11 protein-coding genes are annotated in these 13,978 nt (G+C 40.3%); 6 read left to right on the top strand and 5 right to left on the bottom strand.

Translation table 11 applies throughout. The features are described 5' to 3' along the window. Window positions 1-3 precede the first annotated feature (3 nt). Together EAX61_RS01185 and EAX61_RS01180 are read right to left on the bottom strand one after the other, a co-directional pair. Complete coding sequence (locus tag EAX61_RS01185; RefSeq protein WP_121915820.1) at window positions 4-936, bottom strand: hypothetical protein; 933 nt, start codon at window positions 934-936, stop codon at window positions 4-6. Continuing rightward, window positions 933-1,940, bottom strand: a complete 1,008-nt coding sequence (locus EAX61_RS01180) for a stage II sporulation protein M (protein WP_121915819.1) — start codon at window positions 1,938-1,940, stop codon at window positions 933-935. Before EAX61_RS01180 ends, EAX61_RS01185 begins: the two co-directional genes overlap by 4 nt. A 35-nt stretch (window positions 1,941-1,975) precedes the next feature. Between EAX61_RS01180 and EAX61_RS01175 the strand changes: the two genes are divergently transcribed. The 3 genes from EAX61_RS01175 to EAX61_RS01165 all read left to right on the top strand — a co-directional run bounded on the left by EAX61_RS01175 (window position 1,976) and on the right by EAX61_RS01165 (window position 4,131). Further along, window positions 1,976-2,698, top strand: a complete 723-nt coding sequence (locus EAX61_RS01175; protein WP_121915818.1) for an RDD family protein — start codon at window positions 1,976-1,978, stop codon at window positions 2,696-2,698. Further along, window positions 2,698-3,321 carry a trimeric intracellular cation channel family protein gene (locus EAX61_RS01170; protein WP_121915817.1) on the top strand — a complete coding sequence of 208 codons (624 nt, stop codon included), beginning with the start codon at window positions 2,698-2,700 and terminating at the stop codon, window positions 3,319-3,321. The genes EAX61_RS01175 and EAX61_RS01170 overlap by 1 nt, the downstream gene beginning before the upstream one ends. 402 nt (window positions 3,322-3,723) lie before the next feature. Continuing rightward, window positions 3,724-4,131, top strand: coding sequence for a CoA-binding protein (locus EAX61_RS01165; RefSeq protein WP_121915816.1), 408 nt, complete (start codon window positions 3,724-3,726; stop codon window positions 4,129-4,131). Here the strand turns inward: EAX61_RS01165 and EAX61_RS01160 are convergent. Beyond that, window positions 4,108-5,544: a sodium:solute symporter gene (locus EAX61_RS01160; RefSeq protein WP_121915815.1), complete on the bottom strand. Its 1,437-nt coding sequence runs from the start codon at window positions 5,542-5,544 to the stop codon at window positions 4,108-4,110. The genes EAX61_RS01165 and EAX61_RS01160 overlap by 24 nt on opposite strands. A gap of 49 nt (window positions 5,545-5,593) precedes the next feature. Here EAX61_RS01160 and EAX61_RS01155 point away from each other — a divergent pair, with 49 nt between their 5' ends. The 3 genes from EAX61_RS01155 (at window position 5,594) to EAX61_RS01145 (ending at window position 11,098) form a co-directional block, all read left to right on the top strand. Continuing rightward, window positions 5,594-6,751, top strand: coding sequence for a DUF3810 domain-containing protein (locus EAX61_RS01155; protein WP_236641960.1), 1,158 nt, complete (start codon window positions 5,594-5,596; stop codon window positions 6,749-6,751). Window positions 6,752-6,828: 77 nt separating this feature from the next. Beyond that, window positions 6,829-9,792 carry an amidohydrolase family protein gene (locus EAX61_RS01150; RefSeq protein WP_121915814.1) on the top strand — a complete coding sequence of 988 codons (2,964 nt, stop codon included), beginning with the start codon at window positions 6,829-6,831 and terminating at the stop codon, window positions 9,790-9,792. Window position 9,793: 1 nt separating this feature from the next. Then, window positions 9,794-11,098, top strand: coding sequence for an amidohydrolase family protein (locus tag EAX61_RS01145; protein ID WP_121915813.1), 1,305 nt, complete (start codon window positions 9,794-9,796; stop codon window positions 11,096-11,098). 160 nt (window positions 11,099-11,258) lie between these two features. On the opposite strand, the gene EAX61_RS01140 is transcribed toward EAX61_RS01145, so the two are convergent. Next, entirely contained in the window at window positions 11,259-12,047 is a 789-nt protein-coding gene (locus EAX61_RS01140) for a DUF6503 family protein (protein WP_121915812.1), read from the bottom strand. Between the two features lie 54 nt (window positions 12,048-12,101). Next, window positions 12,102-13,943, bottom strand: a complete 1,842-nt coding sequence (locus EAX61_RS01135) for a T9SS type A sorting domain-containing protein (RefSeq protein ID WP_121915811.1) — start codon at window positions 13,941-13,943, stop codon at window positions 12,102-12,104. Window positions 13,944-13,978: the final 35 nt, after the last annotated feature.

The raw sequence follows: 13,978 nt of genomic DNA, 5'->3' as shown, positions 1-13,978 counted from the left end.
TACCTATTGTCCTATGCTGTCTATAGCATCGAGAGAACCGCGCTGGGTCTTGCGCTCGTGCAGGTTAAAGTAAATGAAGTTGAGCGTGATTGCCATAATGATGTAGAGCAAGTAGCTCACGGTGCTCGCAAGTGTCTGGAGGGCCACGTAGACCCCATCAAACATCATCGACGGATCGCTTAACGAGCTCTCCGACATCATCGTAAACATTTTAAATATGGTGTAAAAGACTAATGGTAGTTGAAAAACAAAACTGATGACGTAAATCAAAATAGCCTGTATAATTATGGTAAATAGGGTCATCCACCAATGCTCTTTAATTAACCGAATACTTTCTGAAAACGATTCCATAACGCCAGTACCACTATGGCTCATAGCTGGAAATACTAATGTCCATTGTACCGCAAAATAGATGATGGGAGCAAAGGCGGCCAGCATAAGTAAAACTCCCATTACAGGAACAGAACTCATAACAAAAGCACCAGGTAATACGCAGAGGATAGCAATTCCTGCAATTCCTAATGTCTGAGCAAAACTAAGCAGGATATAATTGGTAAACCTGGCTTTCATCGCTTGCACAACTGCCTCTACATCTGGTTTACCATTTGTGTCTATGTATGATTTTATGTATTCTGAAACTAATCCATATAAAACACCAGTATAGGCGACAACCGTAATAAAGAGAATAATCACGCTAATTATAACGCCTCCAAGATCAAAGTTACCTTCTCCAAAATCTAGAAGTGGGTTTGAACCCGAAACGCTGTAAGTGTAATAGGCTACTGCGCCTATTAGAAGAATAAATGGCAACAAGGCTACGCGTACAAAGACTTGAAAAATACCTTTAGTGTTCTTACGAACAAACTTGAAGGTGTCTCCTATAATTTGACCTAGCTCCCGTTGTTTTCTGAATGTTATAAAATCTGTGGTTTTCATTGGATAAAATCTGGTATTTGGGGAGTTTCAAGCTGTGCTTCTATATCCTGAGCCTCTTTCTTGTGAACCCTTCTCGGGTAAATGATATAGTAAAAGATAATAATAAACAAGGATGAGCCTATAATGAAAATAGCCAACCAATCCGGCATTTCTGTATGTCTCGTGACGAATCCTTCCAGAAATCCCGCAACTACAAATAGGGGAATGGTACTGACCATAATTTTAAGTCCGTTTTTCATTCCTCGTTTAAAGGAGTCCAGCCTTGTGTAAGTACCGGGAAATAGAATGCTGTTTCCTAGCACAAGCCCTGCACACCCTGCAATAATAATGACTGAAATTTCAATAGTCCCGTGTATCCAAATGGTGCGCATAGATTCCCAAAGCAAATCATTCTCATAGAACATCTGCTGGAAAACGCCCAGCATAATGCCGTTGCGCATCATTATATAAATTGAGCCTATAGATAGCAACATTCCAAATATGAAAGCATATAAGGCTACCTTAATATTATTTATGGTAATTCCTATGAACATCCCGATCTCGTTATGTTCTTTGTAAACCGCCATCGGGTCTCCTTTTTCTATGTTGTCCAGAGTCATATTCACATAACCGTCACCTAAAATAGACCGCACAAAATCCCCATCTGTTGATGCACTCCACCAGCCTATGATTACGAAAAGCGCAAAAGTCAAAAATGCAATGAGCAATTGTCGCTGGTACTGAAACATCAGTAATGGAAATTCCTTTGTAAAAAACGTAATGAAACGTTTGCTAGACTCGCGTTTTGTTTTGTAAATAATTTGGTGTGACTTAGAAGCCAGATGATTAAGGTAAACTAGAGTCTTGCTTCCGGGATAAAATGTTTGTGCGTAACTGAGGTGGTCTGTAACTTCTATGTACAAACTTGACAATTCGTCAGGAGTGATTTGTGTTTTGTTGACCAGAACATTTTCAAATCTTAACCATTTAGCTTTATTTTGCTTCACAAAAGCAGCTTCGCGCATTCATTGTAGAATTAGGAAGTAAAGAAAAAGAATATATGGATAACTTTCAAATAGAAACCGCCCAAAATGTGAGCATTTATCAGAATGTTGCAGGCATAGGAGATCGCTTGCTCGCTTTTCTGATAGATTTTCTAATTATAGGCGCATATACGTTCTTTTCCTTCTTTCTTTTAGGGGCTTTTGGACTGGATAGAGCAGACCAATGGGAAATCATCGCCTTTTTTATGGTCATAGGTCTTCCTGTTTTTCTGTATTACTTGCTTTTTGAAACATTTTGGGATGGAAAGACACCTGGAAAGAGTGCGATGAAACTTAAAGTTGTAAAGTTGGATGGTTCAAAACCGGGGTTCGGAAGTTTCTTTGTGCGCTGGATAATGCGAATTATTGATATTTCACTCAGTACGGGAGGAGTTGCAGTAGTGACGATACTCCTTAATGACAGAGGACAGCGTTTAGGAGACATAGCTGCGGGGACCACCGTAATTTCTGAGAAAAAACAAGCAAATCTTAGTGAGACCTTACTTGTAGACATTCCAGAAGGATATGTGCCTACTTATCCTCAAGTGACCGTGTTTTCAGATAAAGATATGCAGACCATAAAAACCTTGTATTCTAATGCCAGGAGTAATGGTAACCACAATGTAATCGTAAAGCTTTCTGATAAGCTCAAGACAATGATGAGCATTGAACCTTCAGAAAAACCATTTGAATTTGTAAATCGTGTCATTGCAGATTATAATTACTATACCCAGCGATAATGGATTTTCTTACAATCATTGATATACTTGGGACAATCTCTTTTGCCATATCTGGAGTACTTACAGCAATGAACAAGCGTATGGATGTCTTTGGTATCCTCATTATAGCAGCGGTAACTTCAGTAGGAGGCGGTACACTTAGAGATGTACTTATAGGGAAGACTCCTGTAACTTGGATGCTCAATATGACATTTATCTATGTGATATTGGGAGCCACGATTGCCGCTATCGTTTTTAGACCACAACTCAAATACGTACGTAAGTCATTATTTTTATTTGATACTATTGGCATTGGTTTATACACCACCGCTGGTGTTCAGATAGGACTGGCTGCTGACTTGCATCCTATTATTTGTATCCTGCTTGGAACAATGTCTGCCTGTTTTGGTGGCGTACTGCGTGACATCTTATGTAATGAGATTCCTGTGATTTTCAGAAAAGAAATTTATGCCACTGCGTGCATTTTGGGGGGTGTCGTTTATCTAATTCTTTACAGGTTTGATGTAGACACATCACTCACCACGATAATAGCCGGTTCTGTAGTGATCACAGTGAGATTACTTGCCGTTCATTTTAAGTTGAGTCTTCCGTCGGTTTATAGGGATGCGGCTATGCCTGAATAAAAAAGCGCCTCGCAAGGGAGACGCTTGTATATAGAATCTAATACTCGGTGAGAGACTAGATTATACTTTTTTTGACGGCTAATTCAAATAATGATAACGTTGTCTCAATTTCTGATTTGAGTATGTTACTTATATAGACGCAGTTTTTTACTGATTGTTTCATCAGAGACTCGGAATTAACAATTATTTAATATTCAAGTACTTAAGTGATAGAAAAAACAAAATCCCAGAATGTAAACATCCTGGGATTTTTAGTTAGACTTCCATAATTAACACTAACCATCAAAACGAATTATTAGTCATCTAACCTTTTGCTATATCAATTGACATATAGTTAACTTATCTTATAGACGTAAAGAAAACGATAGTGTTACAAGTTTATTTATTATTTAACTTTGATTTATGTTAAAACACACATTAGTACTCGGTGCTTCCTTAAAACCTAATCGATATTCCCATATCGCAATCAAGCGATTGCGTTCCTATAATCATCCCGTGACCGCAGTTGGTTTGATGGAAGGAACTGTGGGTGATATAGATATTATAACTTTTGAGTCCGCTTTCGCGAAATTTACCCTGAGCGAAGTCGAAGGGGCAGAAACCTCACAAGAAAGCGTTCATACCGTCACATTATACTTAAACCCAAAACGCCAGTCACAATATTACGACTACATCCTCTCGCTGAAACCAAACCGCGTCATTTTCAATCCCGGAACAGAAAACCCAGAGTTTTACGCATTGCTCAAGGAGAAAGCAATCAACTATGAGGTGGCTTGTACTTTAGTATTACTTGCGACGAATCAATATTAACCCGAGGTAAGTCAGCGCACCATTCAAAATCAAAATAAAGAAACCAAAGTCAAAGCCTTGCTTCAAAGAGAAATAGCTAATGAGGTATGCCAGAATAGGTGAGGCAAGAGCAATAAAGGGAACAAACTCATCTTTTACTTGCCATTTTGAAAATAATCCAAAAGCATACAGACCCAGCAAAGGCCCATAGGTATACCCCGCAAAAACAAATAATCGCGATATCACGCTATCATCTGCTATCACATATTTAAAAATGATGATAACCAGGATGAGAATGATGGACATTAAGATGTGAATGCGCTTTCTTATCGCAATTTGTTTTGCAACGTCATATTTCTTTTCAATATCCAGAATGTCTATGCTAAACGATGTAGTTAGAGAAGTAAGCGCACTATCTGCACTAGAGTAGGCGGCAGCAATAAGTCCCAGCAAGAAAACGATGGCCAGTCCTATGCCCAGGCCACTATCTACTGCAATGGTGGGGAAGAGTTGGTCTTTATGAGCCTCTATTCCGTTTTGGGAAGCATATACGGTGAGTAATAACCCTAGAACTAGGAATACCATATTCACAATCGTGAGTACGATAGTAAACCAAAACATATTTTTTTGAGCATCTTCCAGATTACGACACGTCAGGTTTTTTTGCATCATATCTTGGTCAAGTCCTGTCATTACGATGGCAATAAAAGCTCCAGAGATGAATTGTTTTACAAAGTGGTCGCCACTTTTCCAATCGTCAAAAAAGAAAACTTGACTCATATCACTTTCTGAAACCAAGGCAAATAAGTTTCCTGCGCTCAGTCCCATTTCATCACTAACAAAGTAAATGGCGGCACCTACCGCTATGAGCATAAATAATGTTTGTAAAGTGTCTGTCCAGACAATAGTCTTAATTCCAGCCTTAAAAGTATATAACCAGATAAGCAAAATGGTTAAGGTCACAGTAACCCAGAACGGGACACCCATCTCGTCAAAAACAAGCAGTTGCAACACATTTGCCACTAAATACAGCCTAAAACTCGCACCTACAATACGGCTCAATAAGAAAAAAGAAGCCCCCGTTTTATAGGAGTAATTGCCAAATCTACCTTCTAAGTACGTGTAGATAGAAGTAAGATTCAACCTATAATAAAGGGGTAGAAGCACTAAGCCTATCACAGCATAACCCACGGTATATCCCAGCACTACCTGAAAGTAGCTAAAACTCGAAGCCTCAATCCATCCAGGAACAGAGATAAAAGTGACTCCAGAAAGCGAAGCTCCTATCATCCCAAAGGCCACAAGATACCACGGCGACTGCTTTCCAGCTTTAAAGAAATCTGCATTGGAACCCGTTTTTCCGGTGAGATAACTTATGAGCATCAGTACGCCAAAGTAACCAGCAATAAGTAATAAGATATGGATAGGTTGCATATATCGGGATTTGAATACGAATATAATAGATAAATACAGTTAACGGGATATGAAACGGGCAACTTGTGGAGAGACATTTCTTATTTTTACACCAATGAAACAAGAGCGCAAACTCCTTTTTATCGGTCTCCTATTATTTGTGCAGATGGGAATTGTACGCATACTGGCGCAATTTCCAGTGTTCATTGAAGGATATTACAGCAACGGTCTGTATCCGATAATTTCTAAAGGTTTTCGGTATGCGCTGGGTTGGTTACCATTTTCTTTTGGGGATGTGATGTATGTGGCGCTTATTGTGCTCGCTTTGCGCGAAATTTTTGGCCTCTTCAAAAATCGTTTTAAAACCATAAAACTATTTCTCCTAAGAACGCTTGCCCTAGCGTCCATTGTGTACTTCGCCTTTCACCTTCTTTGGGGAATGAACTATTACCGCCTACCGTTGCACGAAGCTATTGGAATAGAAAATGACTACACTACCGATGAACTCGTAAACATCACCGAAAAACTGATTGCCAAAAGTAATGCGCTCCACGCTCAGCTTTCCTCAAACGATAGCTTGCCCGTAAGCTATAAAGAGGTGTACCCACAAATGTACCCTGAGCAAAGCCGAAGGGTAAAATCGGCAATCTACGCTAACACCCTGCAAGGCTACGCTTCCCTTAAACCCCAGTTCCCTAAACTCAATTATCCGCCAAAGAGTGTCAAGACTTCCCTACTCAGCTATCCACTTTCCATAATGGGATATAGCGGTTATCTGAACCCTATTACAAATGAGGCGCACATCAACGGTATGATGCCCACCCACCGTTTTCCAGTAGTGAGTTGTCACGAGATGGCACATCAGCTGGGATTTGCAAAGGAGAATGAGGCAAATTTTATAGCCGTTATGGCAACGCTTAACAATGAGGATAAATTTTTCCAGTACTCGGGAAGTATCTTCGCGTTGCGATACTGCCTTAATGATTTATATAGGAGAGATGCTGAGGTGGCAGCACGCTTTCGCGAAAGCGTAACCCCAGGAATTCTGGCAAACTATCAACAGTCCAGAGATTTTTGGGATGCTATGGATAATCCACTCGAGCCTTTTTTTAAACTCTTCTACTCCAATTATCTCAAGGCAAATAATCAACCTGATGGAATAAAAAGCTACAGTTATATGGTCGCCCTTCTCGTGAATTATAATAAGGCGTTTCCAGAGACTTTCTGATGTTAAAAATCTCTTAATTGGCTGCGGTTTTATAAGGGTTAACATATCTTTAAGAACTTAATTAAAACTGAAAACCAATGCTTTTTAAACAACTCTCCTTTATAGGGTTGCTCTTGTGTTCGCTTACTTTTTACGCACAGGATTACTTCCCTAAAAACGATGGGGTACAATCTAAAAACAATAATTATACTGTTTTTAAAAACGCCACCATTCACACCTCGCCCACAGAAACAATTAAAAAGGGCACGCTTGTCGTGCGCGACGGTAAGGTCGTGAGTGTAGGTAAAAATGTAAATGCACCGGCTAATGCTATTGTGATAGACTTGGACGGGAAATCTATTTACCCTTCTTTTATTGATATCTATTCTGACTTTGGAATTGAAAAGCCTAAACGTCCATCTGGTGGTGGTCGTACGGCTCAATACGAAGGTTCTCGAGAGGGCTATTATTGGAATGACCATATAAGAGCAGAGCAGGAAGCTTTGGGGTCTTTTAAATATGATTCAAAAAAGGCTAAGGAATATGTTGCAGCTGGTTTTGCGGTTGTAAATACACACTTGCACGACGGCATCGCCAGAGGTACGGGTATGCTTGTTGCTTTGAATACAGAAGGCGATGATGCTTCTCGAATTCTAGACGCAAGTTCAGGAAATCACTTTTCATTTGATAAAAGTGTAACCTCACGACAGTCGTATCCAGGTTCCATTATGGGAAAAACAGCCTTACTGCGCCAAGTATATCACGATGCAGACTGGTATGGAAAAGGAAATGTACCTACAAAAGATTTGACACTTGAAGCTGTGAACAAGAATAAAGATATGGTTCAGATTTTTGAAGGATCTGGATTGTATGATGCACTTCGTATAGATAAGATAGGGGATGAATTTGGAGTAAACTACCTCATTGTAGGTGGTGGCGATGAGTATAAGCGTATTGATGAGGTCAAAGCGTTGAACAGAACATTTATACTTCCACTCAAGTTTCCAGATGCTTATGATATGGAGAACCCATACAATGCATCCTATGTTTCTCTGGAAGATATGCGTGGTTGGAATCAGGCTCCCACAAACCCGAAGGTACTGACAGATAATAATGTAAACTTTGCGCTTACAACATTTTCTCATAAGTCGCCAAAGGATTTTAAAGACCACTTAATGAAGGCTATTAAGTATGGTCTTTCTAAAGAAAAAGCACTTTCGGCTTTAACGACCATTCCTGCACAGCTCATTGGGCAGTCGGATAAAGTCGGGTCGCTTAAAGATGGGGCTTGGGCAAACTTTATGATTACATCGGGTGATATTTTTGATAAAGACACAGATGTTTATGAGCACTGGGTTCAGGGTAACAAAACGGTTTTAAAGGATATGAGCATCAAAAATATTGATGGGAAATATAACGTGACCGTCGCTGGAAAAACCTACGAGCTTACTGTTGAAAATTCAATGGAGAAAAAGCCTAAGGCTACGCTTAAAAAGGGTGAGGATAAAGTCCCGAGTGAATTTTCATATTCCGATGGCTGGATGAACCTCACCTTTGCAGACGGCGATAAGCAGTTTACGCGCCTAGTATCAAACGTGTCAGATGGGCTTTCAGGAAAAGCCATACTGCCTAGTGGTGCAGAACAATCTTTCGCTGCAAGTCGTACGGGAGATGCTAAAGAAGATAAAGAGGATGACGATAAAGACAAAGAAGAGAAAGAGATTACGGTAATGCCTATGACGTATCCTAATATTGCTTTTGGTTTTAAAGAAAAGCCAAAACAGGAGGATATGCTCTTCAAGAACGTAACATTATGGACGAACGAAGCTGAGGGCATCATCGAGAATACAGATGTCCTTGTAAAAGACGGGAAAATAAGTGCAATCGGTAGCAATCTCAAAGCCGGAAGAGCTACCGTGATCGACGGAACAGGAAAACACCTTACTGCTGGTATAATAGATGAGCATTCGCACATTGCTGCATTTTCTATAAATGAGGGAGGTCAAAACTCATCTGCAGAGGTGCGTATGGCAGATGCTGTTGATCCAGATGATATTGACATTTACCGCAACCTTGCTGGTGGTGTAACTGCCATCCAATTATTACACGGTTCAGCAAATCCGATAGGAGGACAAAGTGCGGTGATGAAATTAAAATGGGGAAGCTCCATCGATGATATGGTACTAGAGGATAAGAAGTTTATCAAGTTCGCTCTGGGCGAAAATGTAAAGCAGTCTAACTGGGAAAGCTATTCCAGATTCCCACAGACGAGAATGGGTGTACAGCAGTTGTTTGTAGATTATTTTCAAAGAGCCAAAGAATATGAAGATAAGAAAAAAAGCGGTCAGCCATACAGGGTAGACGAGGAGCTGGAAACAATTGTGGATATTCTCAATCAGGAAAGAGCCATCTCCTGCCACTCTTACGTACAAAGTGAAATTAATATGCTTATGAAAGTGGCAGAGTCCTTTAACTTTAGAGTAAACACCTTTACCCACATATTAGAAGGTTACAAAGTAGCAGATAAGATGAAGGAGCACGGTGTAGGAGCCTCAACTTTTTCAGACTGGTGGGCGTACAAATATGAAGTAAATGACGCTATTCCCTACAATGCTGCGATTATGCATAAAGAAGGAGTGACAGTTGCTATAAACTCTGATGATGGTGAGATGTCTAGACGTTTAAATCAAGAAGCTGCAAAATCTGTAAAATATGGAGACGTTTCAGAAGAAGATGCGTGGAAATTTGTTACACTTAACCCCGCAAAACTCCTTCATATGGACGATAAAGTGGGAAGCGTAAAAGTAGGTAAGGATGCAGATTTAGTTCTGTGGACGGATAATCCACTTTCCATAAAAGCACGCGCAGAGAAAACAATTATTGAGGGTACGGTGTATTTTGATATGGAGCGTGACGCACAAATGCGCGAGGAAATCGAACAAGAGAAAAATAAATTAACCACGATGATGCTTGCAGAAAAGAATAAAGGGCTCAAAGTAACAGAGCCTAAAAAGAAGGACAAGCAGCATTTACATTGTGATACATTAGAAACCATACATTAAGATGAGAAACATTCAAAAATATATCGTTTTAAGCTTGTTGCTAGGAACGTTTGCAATGACTTATGCACAACAAACGCCTGCACCTAAGCAAACTGAACCATTTTCAATAGTTGGGGCCACGGCTCATATTGGAAACGGAGAAATTATTGAGAACGCCATTATCTATATCGAAGATGGGAAAATAAAGTCTATTAAACCTGCTTCTGGTGTAAATGAAGTTTTCCAGTATAAGGTCATAGACGCAAAAGGCAAACATGTCTACCCAGGGTTCATCGCTACAAACACAACACTTGGACTCATAGAAGTAGGTGCTGTAAGAGCGTCTAACGATGACGACGAGATAGGTGCTTTTAATCCGCATATCCGTTCGCTTATTGCCTATAATGCAGAGTCTAAAGTAGTAGAGAGTATGCGTCCTAACGGGGTGCTTATGGCTCAAACACGTCCTCAGGGTGGTGATATTTCTGGAACATCTTCTGTGGTGCAACTGGATGCTTGGAACTGGGAAGACGCTGCTTACAAGGCAGATGATGGTGTTTTCCTAAACTGGCCCAACAGTATGCGTCGTGGTCGCTGGTGGCTGGGCGAAGAGCCAGGTTTTAAGCCTAATAAAGATTATCAAGAAGATATCGATAAGGTAAAATCATTCTTTAAAAATGCTTCCGCTTTCTCAAAAGCTAAAGATGCAACAGATAAAAATCTACCTTTTGCAGCAATGGAAGGCGTTTTTAATGGAACACAACGTTTATACATACAAGCTAATGCCGAAAGGGAAATTCTAGATGCCATCGCTTTTGCAAAAGCGATGAACATCTCAAAACCGGTCTTAGTAGGCGGGTATCAGGCATATAAAGTAGTAGAAAAGTTAAAAGCGGCTAATATGCCAGTAATCGTTCAACGTGTGCAAGACTTACCTGCGATGGATGACCACGACTATGACTTACCATACCGACTGCCAAAATTACTGGCAGATGCTGGCGTGATGGTTGCTTTGGGTTACGACGGAGAGTACTGGCAGGCTAGAAACTTACCTTTTTATGCAGGGCAAGTAACACAGTTTGGAATGAGCGATGAGGATGCGCTAAAAATGATTACTTCCAATGCGGCAAAAATTCTAGGTATAGATAAAACTACAGGTACGCTAGAAGTAGGTAAAGACGCGACACTCTTTATCTCCGAAGGAAACGCTCTGGATATGCGGGGTAACAAGATTTCTAAAGCCTACATTCAGGGAAGAGATATCAGTCTAGAAACCCATCAGACAGAACTCTGGAAAAGATATAGCGAGAAATACGCAAGAGATTAACAACGATTGTCGATCAAACCAAAAGCACCATTTCTAAATCTAGAAATGGTGCTTTTTTATCGCATAATTTGAAATAAGAAGAAATTTGATTTTTTTGCTCAAAGCTCAAAGCTCAAAGCTCAAAGCTCAAAGCTCAAAGCTCAAGGCTCAAAGCTCTCAACTATTCCACAAACTTTCCATTCTGAGGTTTCTCAAAAATAGTAGCTTCGAGTTCGGTAGCAGTCGCGGTAGGTTTTGTAAAAGTTCGCTCGCTACGTTTTGTAGTTGGAACTCCATCTTCCAAAGCATACCACTCTAAAGTTTTGGGGAGTTGTAATCCATTTACTTCTTGCCAGTCTGCATATTTGATAAATGAGAAACGGTCGCTTTTTTCGTTTTTGCCGTAGGTTACAGTATAGGCTAGCCACGCCATCTGATTTGTTTTTGGGTCGCGGTATAAGATGTACTCATCATCTGGAGCATCACCCACTCCATCGCCAAAGGATATCTTAGTTCCAGGATAGCTCACGTCGCCTACTGTAAGCGGGTCAACATCAGAATAAGCAATCCCCTCATCGCCCAATACGAAGGGCATAGCGTAAAAATAGAACATCAAGTTATGATAAAAACGAGCGCGCTCCGGCTGGAAATAAGTCGAATCTTGAGCAAGCCAGACTTTCTCGCCGTCAAATCCGAGCGTGTAATTTTCGGTTTCAATGCGTGCCTTTCGTGATTTTAAGTCAACGGTATGTACCTCGTTACCCTCTTCTTTTTCAAGGGTAAAGCATAAATTGTTCATTGCATTCCATTTCTGGATACCGCCGTGAGCATCAAATACCGAAGTGATTTCTACAGGATAAACGCGTTGCGGAGTACTTTCTGCTATAGTTTCTTCTTTCTCTTGGTTTTTAGTCTCGCCACAGCTTAGTATGGTCAAGGCTACTAGTAGGATAATTGCTATTTGTTTCATTCTGGTTAGATATTTTTGAAAATCATTCGTCGGAAACAAGAATTAGTGCTTACACTATCGTTTTATGAATTTGACAGTAGGTGCACCGGGTATTTGTACAAAATATAGTCCCGACTTGAGATCACTTACATCTATCGTCATTTCCTGTGTTTCCCGACGTTCAATGGTCTTAATCAATGCGCCTGTGATGGAGTAGATGGCCGCTTTCGCAAAAGCGGAATCCCCTACAATCCTAAGTTCGTTCACCACAGGATTAGGATAGGTCGTCACCGCAATCGCGCTGAAGGTATCCACACTCAACGCCACGTCCATATCGAGAAAATCTGGTGTGCCGTTACCGTCTGTGTCGTCATCCAGCGGGTCGCCATTGCCATTGTAATCTTCATCTCTGGTTAAAATGAGGTCTCCGTCATCGTCGTCGTCTAGGTAGTTTTCTATCATGTCCCCGTCCGTATCGATAAAGGCCATACGACCAGCACCTATGCCTTCGATTTCGTCTTCGGTTTCAACTAGATCGCCGTCGTCATCGCTGTCTAGATAGTTGGGTATGTCATCATTATCTGTATCGTCATCATCTAGGTTCCCATTACCGTTGAGGTCTTCGTCCTCGTCTGGAATGCCGTCGCCATCTTCGTCTGCATCTGTAGTAGAGCAATCAGTAACCTCGATATCAAAAAGGTCTATGTCTACGCAATTAGTGATATTGCTTTCAACTCTTAAAAATATGGTTTGCGGATTTGTAGTATTTATATGAGCTTCCGGTACTGATATAGGACTACTATTGTTGTTAGCATCTGCTTCAGTCTCAAAATACGATATCGTCAGCGAGTTCACATCTTGATTACCTGTGACTACAGCGTCATTTTCTGTCAAATCAAAACTGGCAAAACCATCAAAATCAGGCTCGCATATTTCTAGATCATTTGGGCTGTTCTCTATAGGAAGGCTCAAAGTAACAAGTTCAAGAGTACCTTGCGTCGAACAGCCATTTTCATTGTTAATAGCTAAAAAGTAAATTGTTTGGGGATTGCTCAAACTTTGGTAAGCATTGGGTGGTACAATTTCTACATTACTATTTAAATCGGCCTGTGAGGCATAAAAAGTTACGTTAAGGTTGGGGTCCCCATTTGTAATTTCGTCAATTGAAATGGTTAGATCAAAGGTCGCAATACCATCGGAGTCACTTCCACTTTCAGAGTTATCGCAGACTTCTATGTTAGATATCGATGATGGAATATCAGGATTTGAAAATCCAAGAATTTGCGTTACAATGGTAAAACAAAATGTAGAATTGCTTTGCGTTTGGTTAGTAACGCGAGCATAAACGTTTCCTCCACTAGAGGTGTAATTAATTGGATCAGGAATATCCGTATTCTCGTTTTCGGCATTACTCTCGGTCTCGTACCAGTCTAACGAATATATAGTAGGATCTAAACCGTCTAAGATTTCAGAATTTCTAATGGTCAGGTCAAATGTTTCTATTCCATCTTGGTCAAAATCACACAGAAGGTAATCGTCAGGATTGGTATTTGCCTCAGGAGCAGAAAGAACAATCAAATCAAAATCATCAATTTCGAAGGAATCATCTGTAAAGTCATCTACTCTTACATAAATTGTCTCAGGGTTTGAGGTGTTAAAATAGGATGTCGCATTAAGCTGTGCGCCCCCATTATTATTTGTAGCATCAGCTAAAGTCAGAAAATATGCGACACTGAGATTATTAGGGTCTTGCGATCCAATGACAATGGGAGTATTTTGAGACAGATCAAATTCGGAAACCCCATCCCCATCATCATCACAAACCTCTAAATCAAGTGGCGGATTTTCAATGTCTCTGTTTTCTTGACTCAAAGAAACGGCACTCACAAATAACAATAAAAGTAGAAATCTTTTCATAAGACATATTTAAACCTCCAAAATATAACAATTAT

This window comes from Dokdonia sinensis (genome assembly GCF_003688895.1).
Lineage (GTDB): Bacteria > Bacteroidota > Bacteroidia > Flavobacteriales > Flavobacteriaceae > Dokdonia > Dokdonia sinensis.
Note: the sequence above shows the minus strand (reverse complement) of the source record. Positions and strands in the feature narration are given on the sequence as shown.

Bases quoted from the DNA above. Each gene is read 5' to 3' on its own strand.
- EAX61_RS01185 (WP_121915820.1), bottom strand. From the start codon at position 936: ATGAAAACCACAGATTTTATAACATTCAGAAAACAACGGGAGCTAGGT.
- EAX61_RS01180 (WP_121915819.1), bottom strand. From the start codon at position 1,940: ATGCGCGAAGCTGCTTTTGTGAAGCAAAATAAAGCTAAATGGTTAAGA.
- EAX61_RS01175 (WP_121915818.1), top strand. From the start codon at position 1,976: ATGGATAACTTTCAAATAGAAACCGCCCAAAATGTGAGCATTTATCAG.
- EAX61_RS01170 (WP_121915817.1), top strand. From the start codon at position 2,698: ATGGATTTTCTTACAATCATTGATATACTTGGGACAATCTCTTTTGCC.
- EAX61_RS01165 (WP_121915816.1), top strand. From the start codon at position 3,724: ATGTTAAAACACACATTAGTACTCGGTGCTTCCTTAAAACCTAATCGA.
- EAX61_RS01160 (WP_121915815.1), bottom strand. From the start codon at position 5,544: ATGCAACCTATCCATATCTTATTACTTATTGCTGGTTACTTTGGCGTA.
- EAX61_RS01155 (WP_236641960.1), top strand. From the start codon at position 5,594: ATGAAACGGGCAACTTGTGGAGAGACATTTCTTATTTTTACACCAATG.
- EAX61_RS01150 (WP_121915814.1), top strand. From the start codon at position 6,829: ATGCTTTTTAAACAACTCTCCTTTATAGGGTTGCTCTTGTGTTCGCTT.
- EAX61_RS01145 (WP_121915813.1), top strand. From the start codon at position 9,794: ATGAGAAACATTCAAAAATATATCGTTTTAAGCTTGTTGCTAGGAACG.
- EAX61_RS01140 (WP_121915812.1), bottom strand. From the start codon at position 12,047: ATGAAACAAATAGCAATTATCCTACTAGTAGCCTTGACCATACTAAGC.
- EAX61_RS01135 (WP_121915811.1), bottom strand. From the start codon at position 13,943: ATGAAAAGATTTCTACTTTTATTGTTATTTGTGAGTGCCGTTTCTTTG.